Genomic DNA, 16,014 nt, shown 5'->3' on the forward strand with positions numbered 1-16,014 from the left:
GTACTTTACTCGCTCCGCTCGCCCTTCGGGCCGTCCTTCGGACGTTCTGAACTTCGTTCAGTGAGGTCGATTTCAACGCCGTATCGTCGAGCGCAGGCATTTTGTAAACACCCTCTGAGCGGTGCCCGCCCTGGGCGCTCGTTACGTTGAGTGCCCATTGGCCGGCGCGACCGCGGCCGCCTCAGGACACGTACAGCGGCCAGTGGCGTGAGCGGATCCGCGTCAGACAGTGACGCAGCTCGCCATCCAGGGCGCGGTCCTCGCCCACCGGGGCAAAATCCTCACGCAGCGTCGCGACCATGGCGGTCAACGGTGCGGGCAGCGGGTCGTCGCGTAGATGCACCCCCTGCAGCGCCGCCAGCAGGGTGGCGGCGGCGACCTGCTCACTGAGTTCGAGCACTCGCAGGGCGTCACGGGCGGCGATGGTGCCCATGCTCACCTTGTCCTGATTGTGGCACTCGGTGGAGCGCGAGAAGACGCTCGCCGGTAGGGTGCCCTTGAGCGCCTCGGCGGCCCAGGCGGAGGCGCCGATCTGCACCGCCTTGAAGCCGTGATTGATCATCGCCCGCTCGGCCGGGGCGCCGGAGAGATTGCCCGGTAGCCCGTGGTTGTAGCGGCTGTCGACCAGTAGCGCGAGCTGGCGGTCGAGCAGGTCGGCGACGTTGGCGGTGAGGTCTTGAGGCTATCCATGGCGAAGGCGATATGGCCGCCGTAGAAGTGGCCGCCATGCATCACCTCGCCCGAGTCGGGGTCGATCACGGTTATCGTTGGCGCTGTTGAGTTCGGTCTCGATGAAGCCGCCGCAGCCAGCCCAGACTGTCGGCCAGCACTCCTAGCACGTGCGGGGGCGCAGCGTAGCGAGTAGCGATCCTGCAGGCGCTGCTGCGGTGCGGCCGTTTCGCTCTCCAGATCCGCACGCAGCCAGGCGGCGACCTGGCCCTGGCCGGGATGCGGCTTGGCGGCGAACAGCCGGGCGCCGAAATGCGCTGGGTTGCCGCGCAGCGCAACCACATTGAGGCGGGTGATGCGGGTGGCGAGCTTCAGCAGGTACTCGGCGCGGACGAAGGCCTGGCACGCCAGCGCGGTCATCACCGCGGTACCGTTCATCAAGCGCCAGCGCCTCCTTGGGGCGCAGGGTCAGCGGTTCCCAGCCCAGCTCCGCATGGACATCGCCGCCATCCGGACATCGCCGCGCCAGATCACCTCGCGCTCGCCGCAGAGCATGGCGGCGACGTAGGAGAGCGGTGTCAGGTCGCCGCTGGCTCCCACCGAGCCCTCTTCGGGGATTCTCGGCAGCAGATCCTCCCGCAGACAGGCGTGGAGCCGCTCGAGCAGTTCGAAGCGCACTCCGGAGACGCCCTGGCACAGCGACTGCAGGCGTGCCGCGAGCACCGCCCGGGCCGCCTCGGGCTCGAGAAAGCGGCCCAGGCCGCAGCCGTGGAAGGTGTAGAGCTGACGCGGCAGCGCCGCCACCTGGCTCAGTGGCACCGCGGTGACGCAGGAGTCACCGTAGCCGGTGGTGATGCCGTAGATCTGCCCCTCGCGGTCGAGCAGCCCTTCGACCGCCTGGGCGCCGCGGGCGATGCGAGCACGCCACGTCGGGTCGTCGTCCAGGCGTGAGGCGGCGCGGCGTTCGGCCAGCGCGACCACCGCTTCCAGGGTCAGCGGGATGGGGCCGAAGACGATCGGCGCGGGGGCATGAGGCATGGCTCGGCATCCACTGGGTTCGGGAAGGGGCCGAGTGTAGCCGGGCTGTGCATCCGGCGGCCAGCGCCGCCGGGTGCGGGGAGTGGAACCTAGCGCTAAAGGCTCAGGCCGACGGGCGTTCGGCGGTGAGGAAGAAGCGCACCTTGGGCTCAGCGGCCAGCAGCGGGGCGGAACCCTCCTTGAACGGGGCGTAGTGCGGCATGGTGGTGTGGTGCTCGAAAGCGGCACGGTCACGGTAGACCTCGTGCAGCACCACTAGGTCTTCGCTACCTTCGGGGGTCAGCACGTCGAAGGCGAGGCAGCCCTCCTCGTTGGCCAGCGACTCGCTGGCATCGTTGTGCGCCAGCGCCAGAAAGGCCGGCACCTGACCCGGTTTGATCTGAAACTCGGCAATCACGACGAAATAGGTGGTCTCGGCCATGCGGCTCTCCTGGGTTGTCTATGGGGATGTCTATGCAGTCGATGACTCTTAGGTGCGGGTGGTACTGGGCTCACGCAACCCTGGTGAGGACGAAAGCCCGGCGAACGCCATCTTGTCAGGCGGCGCTAATGAATGCGCGGTGCCTCGCCCATCCCCAACCGCTCCTGGAACTCGGCCACGGCGCTCTTGAGCAGCTCCATCAGCCGGGAATCAGCGCTGCGCCCTGCTCGGGGCCGCTGACGAACTGCTCGACGCTGACGTGCACCGCCTCCTGGTGGACCACCAGCTTGGCCGCCTTGATCGTATTCATCACGTCGTTGGCGGTCTCCAGCAGCCGCAGCCGATTGCTCGAGGCGGCGGCCTGCCACACCCCGGGCAGCATCAGCTGGAAGAAGGCCGGCTCGTCGGCCGCTACCACCAGCACGAATTCGAGATGATCCTGACGCAGGCGCGCGGCCTGTTCGTCCATGGCTTCGATATCGATCTCTTCGGCGCGCAGCCGCTCGATGTATTGCGCCAGTGGCGTCTGTTCGGATGACATGGTGGCGCTCCGCTAATCAAGTCAATCAGGCTTCGAGCCATGAGCGGCGACGCCGTTGGCGACACGGCCCGGTTCGAAGGCGATCCCCCCAGTGTAAGCGAGATCGCCGGCCAGGACCTGGCCGTATGCGTCAGTGACTTGCTGTCACGGCAGGCGCGGCTGCCCGGTGGCGGTGCGCATGCTACCCTCGCGCCATGTCTGCCAACGCCCCCCAACTCCGCCCCTATCAGACCCAGGCCGTCGACAACGTCATCGCCCACTTTCGCGGCAGTGACGACCCGGCGGTAGTGGTGTTGCCCACGGGGAGCGGCAAGTCTCTGGTGATCGCCGAGCTGGCGCGGCGTGCGCGGGGGCGCGTACTGGTGCTGGCGCACGTGCGTGAGCTGGTCGAGCAGAACCACGCCAAGTACCTACTCGCCTACGGGCTGGAGGCGGATATCTTCAGCGCTGGCCTCAAGCGCAAGGAGAGCGCGCGCCAGGTGGTGTTCGGCTCGGTGCAGTCGGTGGTCAACGGCCTCGAGGCGTTCGCCGCCGGTGACTTCACCCTGCTGGTGATCGACGAGTGCCACCGGGTCGCGCTGCGCCACGGTGGGGCGGAGACCGAGACACAGACGAGTGCTGCGGAGCGGGCGCGGGCATCCTCGAGCTATACCCAGGTGATCGCCCGGCTGCGCCAGGCGCGGCCCAATCTCAAGATTCTGGGGCTGACCGCCACCCCCTACCGGCTGGGCGAGGGCTTTCTTTACTATCGCCACTACCACGGCATGGTGAAGGGGCCGGATGACGCTTTCTTTCGCGACTGTGTGTTCGAGCAGCCGCTGCGGGTGATGGTGCGCCAGGGCTATCTCGCCGAACCCCGGCGCCTCGACGCCGCCCTGGCGTTCTACGACTTCTCGCAGCTCACCACGCAGCGCAATGGCCAGTTCGCCGAGCGCGATCTGAACGGCGTGGTCCAGGGCAACCGCGCCACGCCGCAGATCGTGGCCGACGTGATCGAGCGCGCCCGCGATCGCGAGGGCGTGATGATCTTCGCCGCCACCGTGGCGCATGCCGAGGAGGTGCTGGGGCTGCTGCCGGCGGACGCCAGCGCCCTGGTCACCGGGGCGACGCCGGGGCCGGAGCGCGAGCGTCTGATCGCCGCCTTCAAGGCGCGCGAGCTCAAGTATCTGGTCAACGTGGCGGTACTCACCACCGGCTTCGACGCGCCCCATGTCGATGTGATCGCGATCCTGCGGCCGACCGAGTCGGTGGGGCTCTATCAGCAGATCGTCGGCCGCGGCTTGCGGCTCTCGCCCGGCAAGCGCGACTGTCTGGTGCTCGACTATGCCGGCAACCCATGGGATCTCTACGCCCCCGAGATCGACCAGGCGCGCCCGGACAGCGATAGCGAGCCGGTCCAGGTCGAGTGCCCCGAGTGCGGCTTCGCCAACACCTTCTGGGGCAAGCGTGATGGCGATCTGGTGATCGAGCATCACGGCCGCCGCTGCCAGGGGCTGCTATCCACACGCGACGCTGTTGATCGCGCCCAATCCGGCGCGCAAGACGACAGGTCGAATCCGGACGCGTCAGCCGGTGTCGGCGTGGGGGCGGGCGCCAATGAAGGCAAGGGCGCGGCTTCGGGCGCCCATAAAGCCAAGGGCGCGGCTTCGGGCGCCAGTAATAAGGTGCAGTGCACCTTTCGCTTCCGCTTCAAGGTGTGCGAGCAGTGCGGCGGCGAGAACGACATCGCTGCACGCGCCTGTGGCCACTGCGGCGAGCGCCTGGTCGACCCCGACGACAAGCTGCGCGATGCGCTCAAGCTCAAGCACGCCAAGGTGCTGCGGGTCAGCGGCATGCAGTTGCAGGCGACTACCAACGGCCGCGGCGTGCCGCGTCTCAAGGTGACTTATCACGATGAGGATGGTGACACCCTGGACGAGTGGTTCGGCCTCGAGACCCGGGGGCAGCGCCATGTCTTCGCGCGGGTCTTTCTGCGCCAGCATCTGCGTGCTCCGGGCAGCGACTGGCAGCCCGCCTCGGCCGAGGAGGCCGCTGCCGAAGCGCATCGCCTGCGGGCGCCCGATTTCGTCATCGCGCGCAAGAGCGGCCGCTACTGGCGTCTGGGCGAGAAGCTGTTCGACTATGCCGGGCGCTATCGCACCGCCGAGGCGGCGAGTGGTTGAACCGAGACGATCGTTCACCGGCTAATTGTTTCACGCAGTCGGGTCGGATTGGCTAGAATGCACAGGCGTTCGTTGGAGCGCCACGCCACTCGACTCAAGGAGCTCGCCATGAGCTGGACGACCCCGGAAGTGAAGGAAATCTGCATCGGCATGGAAATCAACGACTACATGCCCGCCGAGTTTTGAGTTCGGCAGCAGGTGCACGCGAAGCCGCAGGCCTGCGGCTTCGCGTGCTGGGGGCGGCCGCCGGTGGCGGCTCCCCGCAGTGGAACTGTCGTTGCGAGGTGTGCCGCCTGGCCTGGGCCGGCGACCCGCGCATCACCCCGCGCACGCAATCCTCGATTGCCATCAGCCGCGACGGCGAGCAGTGGGCGTTGATCAACTGCGCCCCCGAGATTCTCGCCCAGATTCGACAAAACCCGGTGCTGCAGCCGCAGCACGGTGACCGCCATACCCCGATTCGCAGCGTGCTGCTGACCAACGCCGACGTCGACCATATCGGTGGATTGCTCAACCTGCGTGAGCGCTCGCCGTTTCGGCTGCTGGCGACGCCGTCGATCCAGGCAGTGCTCAAGGCCAATCCGATCTTCGGCGTGCTCAACGCAGAATGCGTGACGCGCGAGCCGGTGGCGCTCGAAACCGCCTTCGAACTGCTCGACGGCGTCAGCGCAAAACTCTTCGCGGTGCCGGGCAAGACCGCACTCTACCTGGAAGGCGACACGGTCGAGATCGGCGTCGAGGGCGAGGACACTGTGGGCGTGGAGTTCATCGGCGCCGGTTCGCGGGTCTACTACATTCCCGGCTGTGCGACGATGACCCCGACGCTTGCCGCGCGTCTGGAGGGCGCCGACCTGGTGCTGTTCGACGGCACCCTGTGGCGCGACGACGAGATGATCAGCGCCGGTGTCGGGGTCAAGACCGGCGCACGCATGGGGCACATGTCGATGTCGGGCGACGCGGGCAGTATCGCCGCCTTCGCCGAATTGGCGGTGCGCCGGCGCGTCTTCGTGCATATCAACAACACCAACCCGGTGCTGATCGAGGGCTCGCCAGAGCGCGCCCAGGCCGAGCGCGCGGGTTGGGAAATCGCCTACGACGGCATGGAGCTTGCGTGTCGCAGCTGAAAGTCGAGAACCATCCCGATCTGGTCGAGCCCCTGAGCATGGCAGCGCTGGAAGCGCGCCTGCGCGAGGTGGGCGAGACCCGCTATCACCATCGCCATCCGTTCCAGCTGATGCTGCAGAACGGCGAGCTGGACAAGCGCCAGGTGCAGGCCTGGGCGCTCAACCGCTACTACTACCAAGCGATGATTCCGATCAAGGATGCCTCCTTGATCGCGCGTCTCGACGACCCCGAGCTGCGTCGCATCTGGCGCGCCCGGCTGGTCGACCATGACGGCGAGGCGCCGGGCGAGGGCGGCATCGCGCGCTGGTTGAAGCTGACCGATGGTCTGGGACTGGCGCGTGAGCTGGTGGTCTCGACCCGCGGCATCCTGCCGGCCACGCGCTTCGCGGTGGAGGCCTACACCCACTTCGTGCGTGATCGCACGCTGCTGGAAGCGGTGGCCTCTTCGCTCACCGAGCTGTTTTCGCCGATGGTGATCGGCCAGCGGGTGCGCGGCATGCTGGCGCACTATGACTTCGTTTCGGCCGAGACCCTGGCCTACTTCGAGCCGCGCCTGACCCAGGCCCCGCGGGATGCCGAGATGGCGCTGGATTACGTCAAGCGCCATGCCCAGCGGGCCGACCAGCAGCAGGCGGTGATCGATGCGCTGCGCTTCAAGTGCAGCGTGCTGTGGGCCATGCTCGATGCGCTCCAGCACGCCTACGTGACGCCTGGCCAAGTCCCGCCAGGGGCCTGGAACGGCGAGCCGGAAAGGGGAGGGCAGCCGACATGAGTCCGTCAGCGCCAGCGCTCGCCGAAGAGGCGATCGTGCGTCTGCCGCGCGGCGTGAGACTGCGGGAAGACAGGGCCCGCGGCGGCTGGGTGCTGCTCGCCCCGGAGCGCGTGTTCCAGCTCGATCCGGTGGCCCGGGAGGTCCTCTCGCGGGTCGACGGCGAACGCGATATCGGTGCTATCGTCGATGATCTGGCCGCTGCCTTCGCGGCCCCGCGCGAACGCATTTTAGGCGACGTGCGCGCCATGCTCGCCGATCTGATCCTCAAGCAAGTGCTGGAAGTGGTATGAGCCATCTCGATGACCCGGCCCGCCCCGCCGCCGCTCGGCATGCTGGCGGAGCTCACCCACCGTTGCCCGCTGCAGTGCCCCTACTGCTCCAACCCGCTCGAACTGACGCGCAAGCGCGACGAACTCGACACGGCGACCTGGCAGCGTGTCTTCGCCGAAGCCGCCGAGCTGGGTGTGCTGCAGGTGCATCTCTCCGGCGGCGAGCCGGCGGCACGGCCGGATCTCGAAGCGCTGGTGGCGAGCTGCGTCGAACACGGGCTCTACACCAATCTGATCACCGCCGGGGTCAATCTCTCGCGGGCGCGGCTCGACGCTCTGGCCGAGGCCGGGCTCGACCATGTGCAGCTATCGATCCAGGGCGCCAGCGCCGAGGTCAACGATCGCATCGCCAATCTGCCCGGCGCGTTCGAGAAGAAGCGCGCCTTCGCTGCCGAGGTCACCGACGCTGGCCTGCCGCTGACCCTCAATAGCGTGATCCACCGCCACAACCTGCACCAGTTGCCCGAACTGGTGGAACTCGCGCTCGACCTGGGCGCGGGCGCCTGGAGATCGCCCACGCCCAGTACTACGGCTGGGCGCTGGAGAACCGCGCCGCGCTGATGCCGCCGCGCGAGCAGGTGATGGAGGCGCTCGCGCTGGTCGAAGCCGCGCGGGAGCGGCTCGCGGGCAAGCTGGTGATCGATGCCGTGGTGCCTGACTACTATGCGCGCCTGCCCAAGCCATGCATGAACGGCTGGGGGCGGCAATCGCTCAATGTCACCCCGGCTGGGCGTGTGCTGCCGTGCCACGCGGCGGAGACGATTCCTGGGCTCGCGTTCTGGAACGTGCGCGAACACGGCCTCGGCGAGATCTGGTACGACAGCCCGGCGTTCAACGCCTATCGCGGCACGGCGTGGATGCCGGATACCTGCCAGAGCTGCGAGCGGCGCGAGATCGACTGGGGCGGCTGTCGCTGTCAGGCGCTCGCGCTCACCGGTGACGCCAGCCAGATGGACCCGGTGTGCGAGCGTTCGCCCTATCACGGCGAGGTCCAGACGCTGGCGATCGTCGACGCCAGCCGCGACGCCGAGTTCCGCTATCGGCGATTCGCTCGCGAGGGGCGCTGACTGGCTTCTCTCGGTCCTGAGACGTCTCACCCCTAGACGTTCTATTCCGCAGCCCGCTATCCCGCCGTTCGCCATCCCTTGTTAGACTGCCGGATTGGCGTTGAGCGATTTCATCCAGCACCCGGCGGGGAGGCGGCATGCGCGTGATCGATTCCGAGCAGGAGCCCGATGCCGCCGAGGCGGCGTCACCCGAGCAGTTGCCGCTGGACTTCGTGGTACGGGTCAATGGCGAGACGCTGACCCAACTGCCTGAGGATCTCTATATTCCCCCGGAGGCGCTCAAGGTCTTTCTCGAGACCTTCGAGGGGCCGCTGGACTTGCTGCTCTATCTGATTCGGCGCCATAACCTGGATATCCTGGCGATCAACGTCGCCGCGATCACCCATCAGTACGTCGAGTACGTCGAGTTGATGCAGGCGATGGAGATCGATCTCGCCGGCGAATATCTGGTGATGGCGGCGATGCTCGCCGAGATCAAATCGCGCAGCCTGCTGCCGCGCCCGCCCAAGGCGGCGGAAGACGACGAGGAGGAGGATCCCCGCGCCGAGCTGATCCGCCGGCTGCAGGAGTACGAGCAGCTCAAGCTCGCCGCCGAGGAGCTCGACGCGCTGCCGCGCCAGGGCCGCGACTGGCATCCGGCCCAGGCGGCGCTGCCCACGCTCACGCCGCGGGTGGTGCATCCGGACGTCGAGCTGGGCGAGCTGCTCGGCGCGCTGGGGCAGATGCTCAAGCGTGCCGACCTGCGCCAGTCGCACCGTATCAGCCGCGAGGCGCTGTCGACCCGCGATCGCATGCAGGCGATCATGCAGCGGCTCAGCGCCGATCAATTCACCCCGTTCGAGGCGCTGTTCACTCCCCGCGAAGGGCGTGCCGGGGTGATCGTCACCTTCATGGCGATTCTCGAATTAGCGCGTGAGTCGATGATCGAAATCGTGCAGAATGCGCCGCTCTCGCCGATCCACGTGCGTGCACGGCTGGCGCTGGAGGCGGGCGCCGAGGCCGCCTTCGACGCCGACGACATGGCGGGCGCCGCGGCGGACGAGCCGGTCTTCGAGACCGATGGCGTGAGCGACAGCGGCGCGTCATCCGGCCGACAGCAGCGATAGCGAAGCGATACCATGAACCGTCTGACCGATCCCTACCTGACGCCGGCGCTCGACGAGATTCTCGAGGCCGTGCTGTTGGCCGCGGGCGAGCCGCTGTCGCTGGAGCGGATCGAGGCGGTGTTCGACGAGGGCAAGCCGCCTTCGCGGGCGGCGATCCGGGAGTCGCTCAACAAGCTCTCCGAGCGGCTGCTCGCGGGCGGTGCATTGGAGCTGATGGAGTCCGCCTCCGGCTATCAGGTGCGCATTCGCCAGCGCTACTCGCCGTGGGTCTCGCGGCTGTGGGACGAGCGCCCGCAGCGCTACTCGCGGGCACTGCTGGAGACGCTGGCGCTGATCGCCTATCGTCAACCGGTGACCCGCGGCGACATCGAAGAGGTGCGCGGCGTGGCGGTGTCGAGCTCGATCATGCGCACCCTGGTTGAGCGCGGCTGGATACGCGCCGTTGGGCAGCGCGACGTCCCCGGGCGCCCGGCGGTGTATGCCACCACCCGGGCGTTTCTCGACGCCCTGGGGCTGAAGAGTCTCGATGCGCTACCGCCGATGCACGAGCTAAAGCACTTCGAGACCGCGCTGCACACGCCGCCGACGGAGGACACCGTGGCCGCCGACCAGGCGCCTGCGGCAGAGACCGAGAGCCCGGCGTCGGAAAGCGAGAGCCCTGCGGCGGAGAGCGAGACGCCAAGCGGCGACGAACAGGCAGTATTTTCGGCAGCGTCGGCAGTGCCCGACGCAGGCGAGCACGCCGAGACGGCGTCCCCCGGCCAGTCGTTGAGTTTTGCCGAGCTCGACGCACGTCTGGCCGAACGCGCCCGCGAGCGCCAGGCGGTGGAGCCCGACTCCACCGCCGACGCCACGGGCGCGGACACCCCGGAAGCCTCGGACGAACAGGATCCCTGAGCCTGGCTTCCCGCAGCCGATGAGGCATCGATAGACCCATGACAGACACCAATACCGAAAAACTGCAGAAAGTTCTGGCCCGGGCCGGCTACGGCTCGCGCCGTGAGATGGAGACCGCGATCGGCGCCGGGCGCGTCAAGGTCAACGGCAGTGTCGCCACCCTGGGTGACCGGGTCGGCATGCGCGACCGGATCACCCTCGACGACCGTCCGGTCAACCTGCGCGCCAACGACGAGGTGCCGCGCCGGGTGATCATGTACAACAAGCCGGAAGGCGAGCTGTGCACGCGCAAGGACCCGGAAGGGCGACGCACCGTGTTCGAGCGGCTGCCGCGCCTGAAAGGCGAGCGCTGGATCGCGATCGGGCGTCTCGACATCAACACCAGCGGGCTTTTGCTGTTCACCACCGACGGTGAGTTGGCCAACCGGCTGATGCACCCGTCGCACCAGATCGAGCGCGAATACGCCGTGCGCGTCATGGGCGAAGTGCAGCGCGAGCACGTGGTCAATATGGTCGAGGGCGTGATGCTCGAGGATGGCCCGGCGCGCTTCACCGATGTCCAGGAGTTCGGCGGTGAAGGTATCAACACCTGGTTCCACGTGGTGATCCTCGAAGGTCGCAACCGTGAGGTGCGCCGGCTGTGGGAGTCCCAGGGGCTGACCGTGAGCCGGCTCAAGCGCGTGCGCTACGGCAATATCTTCCTCGACAAGCGCGCCAAGGCCGGCGAGTGGCTCGAACTTTCCCAGGACGAGATCGACGAACTCTCCACCATGGCCGGGCTGGAGCCGCGCAAGGTGCCGGAGCTGACCCCGGACGAGAAGAATCGCTGGAGCCGCGACAAGAACAAGCGGCGCCCGGTCACGGCGATGAAGAAGCCGCGGCGGCCGCGACGCGACGCCTGATCTCGCAGCGGCTCGATCATAGCCGGGCCCGCGTCTCCGCGACGCGGGTTCGGCTTGGGGCCTTCGCCGGCTCATGGTGAGTTCTCGGCCTGTGCTTGATGGGTTCTTGGCGGGTGCTTGGCGTCAGACCCGTGGTACGCAGCCGGCGCGGGGAAGTGGGAAAAAACGCTTGCCTGCTCCGAGGCTTACCAGTAATATGTGCGCCCAGTCGGTAAGGGTCGTTAGCTCAGTTGGTAGAGCAGTTGGCTTTTAACCAATTGGTCGTAGGTTCGAATCCTACACGACCCACCACCGCCGACGGGTCGATGCAGTTTGCAAGTTTTGGGTCGTTAGCTCAGTTGGTAGAGCAGTTGGCTTTTAACCAATTGGTCGTAGGTTCGAATCCTACACGACCCACCATCGATCTCTCCCTCGCCGTTCTCGGCAATCGATTCGACACCCTCGTCGATCGTCTGCAATGGGTCGTTAGCTCAGTTGGTAGAGCAGTTGGCTTTTAACCAATTGGTCGTAGGTTCGAATCCTACACGACCCACCATTGCTTCTTTGTTTTCGCTCTCCCTTGCACGTCGTTCCGTTTCCAGTTGCCCGTTTCCTACTGCCCATGGCCTGCTGTGTCTTGCGTTGTCGCGTCTGTCGAGACGGCAGGTGAGTGCGCGGCGCCACGTGGCATGTAACTGTGATAGAGATGGGGGATTCGCCGAGGAGAATCGCCATGCCCCCAGGGTCACTCGACCACACCGCTTCCCATGCCGCCTGCTACCGCCACGCCGAGGAGCCGATCGGTAGCGTCACCGATGCCTATTCGGGGCGCCTGACGCCGGATCTGGCGGTATCGACCTATCGCAATATCCAGCGGCTGTTTCCGTCGCGCACCATCGCCGCCGGCGCAGCGGTGCGAGAGTTGCCACGCTCGCCGCGGTCACTGGGGGAGATCAGCGTGGCGCAGGGGGCGAGCACTATGATCTCTACGACTACTTGGCGCTGAACAGCGTCACTGGCCTGCTGGTGCTGCACCGCGGGGAGATCCGCCATGAGACCTATCAGCGCGGCAATGGCCCTGATACCCGCTGGATGTCGATGTCGGTGGCCAAGTCGGTGACCTCCACGCTCGCCGGCATGGCGATCCACGACGGTGCCATCGCCGAGGGGCTGGCTGCGCGGGTGGGCGACTACGTGCCGGCGCTGGCCGATAGCGCCTATACCGAGGTGACCCTGCGCGAGCTGCTGCTAATGGCCTCCGGGGTGGGCTGGAACGAGACCTATACTGACCCGGGCTCCGACCGGCGGGCGCTGCTGGCGGCCCAGCTCGAACAGCGCCCGGGTGCGGCGATGGCGCTGATGGCGACGCTGCCGCGGGTGGCACCTGCGGGTACGCGGCACAACTACAGCACCGGCGAGACCCAGATCCTGGCGGAGATGGTCAGCCGCGCCGTGGGTCGCCCGCTGGCCGACTACCTGACCCAGAAACTGTGGCAGCCCTATGGCATGGAGGCGGACGCCAGCTGGTGGCTGGCGTCGCCGCAGGGCGTCGAGATCGGCGGCAGTGGCATCGCCGCGACCCTGCGCGATTACGCCCGCTTCGGCCAGTTCCTGCTCGAAGGCGGCTGCGTGGCGGAGGCGTCTCTGCTGCCCGCAGGTTGGATCGCCGAGGCCACGCAGCCGAGCGTGCTCGCCGGCGGCGAATCGATCGACTACGGCTACATGTGGTGGAGCGGCTGGACCGAACCCTCGCGCCGCGATCGCGCCTTCGCCGCGCGCGGCATCCATGGCCAGTATCTCTACTACGTCAATCCGCGGCGCGAGCTGGTGATCGTGCAGCACGCCGCGGCGCCCAAGCCAATGGGCCGGATGGTGATCGAGCCGATGTCGCTATTCGATGCGATCGCTGCGGCGTTGGCGAACGATTGAGATCACGACCTGCGTTTGGACGTCCAGCAACGGCGGGCGTCGATGTCGCCAGCGTGTGCGTCGCTCAGAAGTTCTGCATCGCCTCTCGATAGTCGAGAAAATCCTGGCGCCGCTGCGCGATCCGGCTGGCCATGGCGTAGTCGCCGCTGCGCTTGGCGCTTTTGCTGGCCGAGTCGAGCTGGCGGATCGCGGTGTCGATCTGCCCCTCTAGCTGTAGCTGCTCGGCCCGCGCCAGCTGGCCCCATACCTCACGCCCGCTGCGACCGGCGGCTTCGGCCAGCAGGCCGAACACGTTGGGGTCTTCCGGGTACTGCTCGCTCATCCCACGCAGCACATCGAAGGCTTGGCCCGGCTGCATCTGCAAAAGCGCCTCGGCCTCGACCCACTGCGCCGGGAAGTAGCCAGGGGAGAGCCGCAGGATGCGCCGTGCCCGTTCCAGGGCGCCGGGGCGGTCGTCGGCGTCGAAGGCGATCTGCGCCGCGGTAGCGGGGATCATCGACAGATCCGGGTGGGTCTTGGCCAGTGCATCGAGTGTCGCCAGCGCTTCGCTGTAGTGGGCTTGCCGGGCCGCGAGCAGTGCCTGTAGGTAGCGCACCGCAGCTTCGGGCGGGTGATCCTGTTCGAGCTCGGTCAGCGCCTGGGAGGGCGTGTCCTGATTGAGCAGCAGCGCGCGGGCGCGTATCATGGCGTAGGCCGTGTCGTCGTGGGTGGGCGGCGAAGGTAGCTGATCGGCGCGCGCCTGGGTGTCGCTGATACGCGATTCGGTGACCGGGTGGGTGAGCAGGAACTCCGGTGGGTTGCCGCCCTGCAGCGTGGCCAGCTTCTGCAGCGAGCGGAACATCTTCGGCATCGCCTGCGGGTCGAAGCCCGCCTTGGCCATGGCGTTGAGTCCCACGCGGTCGGCCTCCTGCTCGAAGCGGCGCGAGTAGGCCAGCTGGTCCTGGGCGAAGGCGGCGGTGGAGCCGACCATGGTCGCCAGCCCGGCGCCGCCGCCGCCACCGGCGGCGATGATCATCCCGGCTAGCATGGCGGCCATGGTCGGCAGCTGGGTCTGCTCGATACGTGCCATGCGGCGGGCGTAGTGGCGCTGGGCCAGGTGGCCCAGCTCGTGGGCCAGCACCGAGGCGAATTCGTCCTCGTCCGGGGCCGAGGCGAACAGGCCGGCGTTGACCCCGACGATGCCGCCGGGCACGGCGAAGGCGTTGAGCAAACGGCTGTCGATCAGCGTCACCACCAGTTGGTCGTCGACGCCGCTGTAGGGCACCAGCCGGGCGAGAATCGACCGGACGTAGGTCTGGGCGATGGGGTCCTGCCAGGGGTCGGTCTGGGCGCGGAACTGGCGTAGCCAGGCGCGCCCGAGGCGGTGCTCGTCGCTGGTGGTGACGGTGGCGCTGGTGCTGCCCATATCGGGCAGTTGATAGCTCCCTCCGCCGGACGGCTGAGGGCTCTCTATACCAGCCCGCTGAGGGCTCTCCATGCCAGTCTGCTGTGCCATGGCGGGCGCCCCGCCGAGCCCGAGCGCAGCGACGGCCAGCGTGCCCAGCAGCACTCCGCGCGACGCGCGCGCATGCAATCTCTTGTTCATCGACCTTCTCGTCTGGACGCCGACGAAAGCGACGGCAGTCGCTGTCGGTTCTGCGCTATGATGCCTTCGACCGCAGCCTGTGGCAGACGTTGCCTGCAAACCCCAGGGTATGCAACTGTCGCCCCGCTGCCCACTCAACCGATGCAGGAAGTGTCATGTCTCACGCCCCCGATCATCGGCTCGACGCCTCGGGTCTGAGCTGTCCGTTACCGCTGCTCAAGGCCAAACAGGCGCTCGCCGGCATGCAGCCGGGGGAGCTGCTCGAAGTGGTAGCCACCGACGCCGGCTCGTGGCGGGATTTCGAGAGTTTCGCCGCGCACAGCCGGCACACCCTGATCGAGCGCACGGCCGCGGCGGGCAGCTACCGCTACTGGCTGCGCAAGGCGGGTAAGGATAGCGAGGCATGAGTTTGAAAGGCGTACTGCGGCAGTGGTTCGAGCGTTACCTCTCCGACGAACAGGCGATCGTCCTGCTGGCGCTGCTGGTCGGCGGCTTCGCCGTGGTGATCTGGATGGGGCAGGCGCTGGCGCCCTTTTTCACCGCGCTGGTGCTGGCCTTTCTGCTGCAGGGCGTGGTTGGCTGGCTCGAACGCCGCGGTCTGCCACGGCTGCTGGCGGTGGGGCTGGTGTTCCTGCTGTTCCTCGGCGCGCTGCTGGCGCTGGCGCTGATCGTGCTGCCGCTGGTGTGGAATCAGTTGGTAGAGCTGGTGCAGGAGGCGCCGCGCATGTTCGCCAGCAGCCAGCTCTGGCTCGACGAGCTGCAGGCGCGCTACCCCACGGTGGTGACCCCGGATCAGATCCAGGGCTGGATCGCCTCCGCCGGGCGCCAGGCGTCTACCCTGGGCCAGCGCGCGCTGACCCTCTCGCTCGCCTCGCTGGGCAGCCTGATGGCGCTGATCATCTATCTGGTGCTGGTGCCGATCCTGGTCTTCTTCATGCTCAAGGATCGCGAACGTCTGGTCGCCTTCCTGCTTTCGCTGCTGCCGCGCCAGCGGACCCTGATGACCCGGGTATGGCAGGAGATGGACGACCAGATCGCCAATTACGTGCGTGGCAAGACCATCGAGATCATCATCGTCGGCAGCGTCGCCTTCATCACCTTCTGGGCTTTCGGGCTGCCCTACGCGGCGCTGCTCGGGCTGATGGTGGGGCTATCGGTGCTGGTGCCCTATATCGGCGCCGCGGTGGCCACGCTGCCGGTCGCCGCGGTGGCGGGCTTTCACTTCGGCATGGGCGAGCAGTTCTTCTACGTACTGCTGGCCTACGCCATTCTGCAGGCGCTGGATGGTAACGTGCTGGTGCCGATCCTGTTCTCGGAAGCGGTCGACCTGCACCCGGTCTCGATCATCCTGGCGGTGCTCTTCTTCGGCGGGCTGTGGGGCTTCTGGGGCATCTTCTTTGCCATCCCCCTGGCGACCCTGATCAAGGCGCTGGTCCAGGCCTGGCCGCGCGGTATCGCCAGCCAGGCCGAGATCGGGTCGCAGTGAGGGTGT

The 16,014-nt window shown here is 67.5% G+C and carries 18 protein-coding genes, 3 tRNA genes and 1 pseudogene; 17 read left to right on the top strand and 5 right to left on the bottom strand.

Annotation, left to right across the window (positions count from 1 at the left end; genetic code table 11):
- Window positions 1-181: 181 nt before the first annotated feature.
- The 4 genes and pseudogenes from CN538_RS24350 to CN538_RS09750 form a co-directional block, all read right to left on the bottom strand.
- Window positions 182-652 carry an aromatic amino acid lyase gene (locus CN538_RS24350; protein ID WP_340638327.1) on the bottom strand — a complete coding sequence of 157 codons (471 nt, stop codon included), beginning with the start codon at window positions 650-652 and terminating at the stop codon, window positions 182-184.
- Window positions 559-1,707, bottom strand: a pseudogene (locus CN538_RS09740) (aromatic amino acid lyase). Before CN538_RS09740 ends, CN538_RS24350 begins: the two are co-directional and overlap by 94 nt.
- A gap of 103 nt (window positions 1,708-1,810) precedes the next feature.
- A complete protein-coding gene (locus tag CN538_RS09745; protein ID WP_106419298.1) occupies window positions 1,811-2,128 on the bottom strand; it encodes a putative quinol monooxygenase in 318 nt (105 codons plus the stop codon).
- Window positions 2,129-2,327: 199 nt separating this feature from the next.
- Complete coding sequence (locus CN538_RS09750; RefSeq protein WP_106419299.1) at window positions 2,328-2,669, bottom strand: hypothetical protein; 342 nt, start codon at window positions 2,667-2,669, stop codon at window positions 2,328-2,330.
- A gap of 194 nt (window positions 2,670-2,863) precedes the next feature.
- On the opposite strand from CN538_RS09750, the gene CN538_RS09755 reads away from it, so the two are divergent.
- The 15 genes from CN538_RS09755 to CN538_RS09815 all read left to right on the top strand — a co-directional run bounded on the left by CN538_RS09755 (window position 2,864) and on the right by CN538_RS09815 (window position 12,937).
- Window positions 2,864-4,831, top strand: a complete 1,968-nt coding sequence (locus CN538_RS09755) for a DEAD/DEAH box helicase (protein ID WP_106419300.1) — start codon at window positions 2,864-2,866, stop codon at window positions 4,829-4,831.
- Between the two features lie 57 nt (window positions 4,832-4,888).
- On the top strand, window positions 4,889-5,017 hold the full coding sequence (gene pqqA / locus CN538_RS21035) for a pyrroloquinoline quinone precursor peptide PqqA (RefSeq protein WP_207233722.1): 129 nt from the start codon (window positions 4,889-4,891) through the stop codon (window positions 5,015-5,017).
- A gap of 44 nt (window positions 5,018-5,061) precedes the next feature.
- On the top strand, window positions 5,062-5,955 hold the full coding sequence (gene pqqB, locus CN538_RS09765) for a pyrroloquinoline quinone biosynthesis protein PqqB (protein WP_242495734.1): 894 nt from the start codon (window positions 5,062-5,064) through the stop codon (window positions 5,953-5,955).
- Complete coding sequence (gene pqqC / locus CN538_RS09770) at window positions 5,943-6,728, top strand: pyrroloquinoline-quinone synthase PqqC (protein WP_242495735.1); 786 nt, start codon at window positions 5,943-5,945, stop codon at window positions 6,726-6,728. The genes pqqB and pqqC overlap by 13 nt, the downstream gene beginning before the upstream one ends.
- Window positions 6,725-7,018 carry a pyrroloquinoline quinone biosynthesis peptide chaperone PqqD gene (gene pqqD / locus CN538_RS09775; RefSeq protein WP_106419301.1) on the top strand — a complete coding sequence of 98 codons (294 nt, stop codon included), beginning with the start codon at window positions 6,725-6,727 and terminating at the stop codon, window positions 7,016-7,018. The genes pqqC and pqqD overlap by 4 nt, the downstream gene beginning before the upstream one ends.
- 9 nt (window positions 7,019-7,027) lie before the next feature.
- Window positions 7,028-7,618: a radical SAM protein gene (locus CN538_RS22670; protein WP_242495736.1), complete on the top strand. Its 591-nt coding sequence runs from the start codon at window positions 7,028-7,030 to the stop codon at window positions 7,616-7,618.
- On the top strand, window positions 7,618-8,124 hold the full coding sequence (locus CN538_RS22675; protein WP_242495737.1) for an SPASM domain-containing protein: 507 nt from the start codon (window positions 7,618-7,620) through the stop codon (window positions 8,122-8,124). The genes CN538_RS22670 and CN538_RS22675 overlap by 1 nt, the downstream gene beginning before the upstream one ends.
- Window positions 8,125-8,261: 137 nt before the next feature.
- A complete protein-coding gene (locus tag CN538_RS09785; RefSeq protein WP_106419302.1) occupies window positions 8,262-9,230 on the top strand; it encodes a segregation and condensation protein A in 969 nt (322 codons plus the stop codon).
- Between the two features lie 12 nt (window positions 9,231-9,242).
- A complete protein-coding gene (gene scpB, locus CN538_RS09790; protein WP_106419303.1) occupies window positions 9,243-10,127 on the top strand; it encodes an SMC-Scp complex subunit ScpB in 885 nt (294 codons plus the stop codon).
- 38 nt (window positions 10,128-10,165) lie between these two features.
- Window positions 10,166-11,029: a 23S rRNA pseudouridine(2605) synthase RluB gene (gene rluB / locus CN538_RS09795; protein WP_106419304.1), complete on the top strand. Its 864-nt coding sequence runs from the start codon at window positions 10,166-10,168 to the stop codon at window positions 11,027-11,029.
- A gap of 215 nt (window positions 11,030-11,244) precedes the next feature.
- A tRNA-Lys gene (locus CN538_RS09800) sits at window positions 11,245-11,320 on the top strand.
- Between the two features lie 32 nt (window positions 11,321-11,352).
- A tRNA-Lys gene (locus CN538_RS09805) sits at window positions 11,353-11,428 on the top strand.
- 60 nt (window positions 11,429-11,488) lie between these two features.
- A tRNA-Lys gene (locus tag CN538_RS09810) sits at window positions 11,489-11,564 on the top strand.
- A 177-nt stretch (window positions 11,565-11,741) separates the two neighbouring features.
- Complete coding sequence (locus CN538_RS20360; RefSeq protein WP_164999564.1) at window positions 11,742-12,014, top strand: hypothetical protein; 273 nt, start codon at window positions 11,742-11,744, stop codon at window positions 12,012-12,014.
- Window positions 12,005-12,937 carry a serine hydrolase domain-containing protein gene (locus tag CN538_RS09815; RefSeq protein WP_164999565.1) on the top strand — a complete coding sequence of 311 codons (933 nt, stop codon included), beginning with the start codon at window positions 12,005-12,007 and terminating at the stop codon, window positions 12,935-12,937. Before CN538_RS20360 ends, CN538_RS09815 begins: the two co-directional genes overlap by 10 nt.
- A 64-nt stretch (window positions 12,938-13,001) precedes the next feature.
- Here the strand turns inward: CN538_RS09815 and CN538_RS09820 are convergent, their stop codons facing one another.
- Complete coding sequence (locus tag CN538_RS09820; RefSeq protein ID WP_242495738.1) at window positions 13,002-14,522, bottom strand: M48 family metalloprotease; 1,521 nt, start codon at window positions 14,520-14,522, stop codon at window positions 13,002-13,004.
- Between the two features lie 155 nt (window positions 14,523-14,677).
- Here CN538_RS09820 and CN538_RS09825 point away from each other — a divergent pair, with 155 nt between their 5' ends.
- Window positions 14,678-14,929, top strand: a complete 252-nt coding sequence (locus tag CN538_RS09825; RefSeq protein ID WP_106419306.1) for a sulfurtransferase TusA family protein — start codon at window positions 14,678-14,680, stop codon at window positions 14,927-14,929.
- Window positions 14,926-16,008: an AI-2E family transporter gene (locus tag CN538_RS09830; protein ID WP_106419307.1), complete on the top strand. Its 1,083-nt coding sequence runs from the start codon at window positions 14,926-14,928 to the stop codon at window positions 16,006-16,008. The genes CN538_RS09825 and CN538_RS09830 overlap by 4 nt, the downstream gene beginning before the upstream one ends.
- Window positions 16,009-16,014: the final 6 nt, after the last annotated feature.

The sequence above is a fragment of the Salinicola tamaricis genome (assembly GCF_003006155.1).
Taxonomy (GTDB): Bacteria; Pseudomonadota; Gammaproteobacteria; order Pseudomonadales; family Halomonadaceae; genus Salinicola; species Salinicola tamaricis.

Coding starts and splice junctions, on each gene's coding strand:
- scpB (WP_106419303.1), top strand. CDS start 9,243: ATGAACCGTCTGACCGATCCCTACCTGACGCCGGCGCTCGACGAGATT.
- CN538_RS09785 (WP_106419302.1), top strand. CDS start 8,262: ATGCGCGTGATCGATTCCGAGCAGGAGCCCGATGCCGCCGAGGCGGCG.
- CN538_RS09750 (WP_106419299.1), bottom strand. CDS start 2,669: ATGTCATCCGAACAGACGCCACTGGCGCAATACATCGAGCGGCTGCGC.
- CN538_RS09745 (WP_106419298.1), bottom strand. CDS start 2,128: ATGGCCGAGACCACCTATTTCGTCGTGATTGCCGAGTTTCAGATCAAA.
- rluB (WP_106419304.1), top strand. CDS start 10,166: ATGACAGACACCAATACCGAAAAACTGCAGAAAGTTCTGGCCCGGGCC.
- CN538_RS09755 (WP_106419300.1), top strand. CDS start 2,864: ATGTCTGCCAACGCCCCCCAACTCCGCCCCTATCAGACCCAGGCCGTC.
- CN538_RS09830 (WP_106419307.1), top strand. CDS start 14,926: ATGAGTTTGAAAGGCGTACTGCGGCAGTGGTTCGAGCGTTACCTCTCC.
- CN538_RS22675 (WP_242495737.1), top strand. CDS start 7,618: ATGCCGCCGCGCGAGCAGGTGATGGAGGCGCTCGCGCTGGTCGAAGCC.
- CN538_RS09820 (WP_242495738.1), bottom strand. CDS start 14,522: ATGAACAAGAGATTGCATGCGCGCGCGTCGCGCGGAGTGCTGCTGGGC.
- CN538_RS20360 (WP_164999564.1), top strand. CDS start 11,742: ATGCCCCCAGGGTCACTCGACCACACCGCTTCCCATGCCGCCTGCTAC.
- CN538_RS22670 (WP_242495736.1), top strand. CDS start 7,028: ATGACCCGGCCCGCCCCGCCGCCGCTCGGCATGCTGGCGGAGCTCACC.
- CN538_RS09825 (WP_106419306.1), top strand. CDS start 14,678: ATGTCTCACGCCCCCGATCATCGGCTCGACGCCTCGGGTCTGAGCTGT.
- pqqD (WP_106419301.1), top strand. CDS start 6,725: ATGAGTCCGTCAGCGCCAGCGCTCGCCGAAGAGGCGATCGTGCGTCTG.
- pqqA (WP_207233722.1), top strand. CDS start 4,889: ATGCACAGGCGTTCGTTGGAGCGCCACGCCACTCGACTCAAGGAGCTC.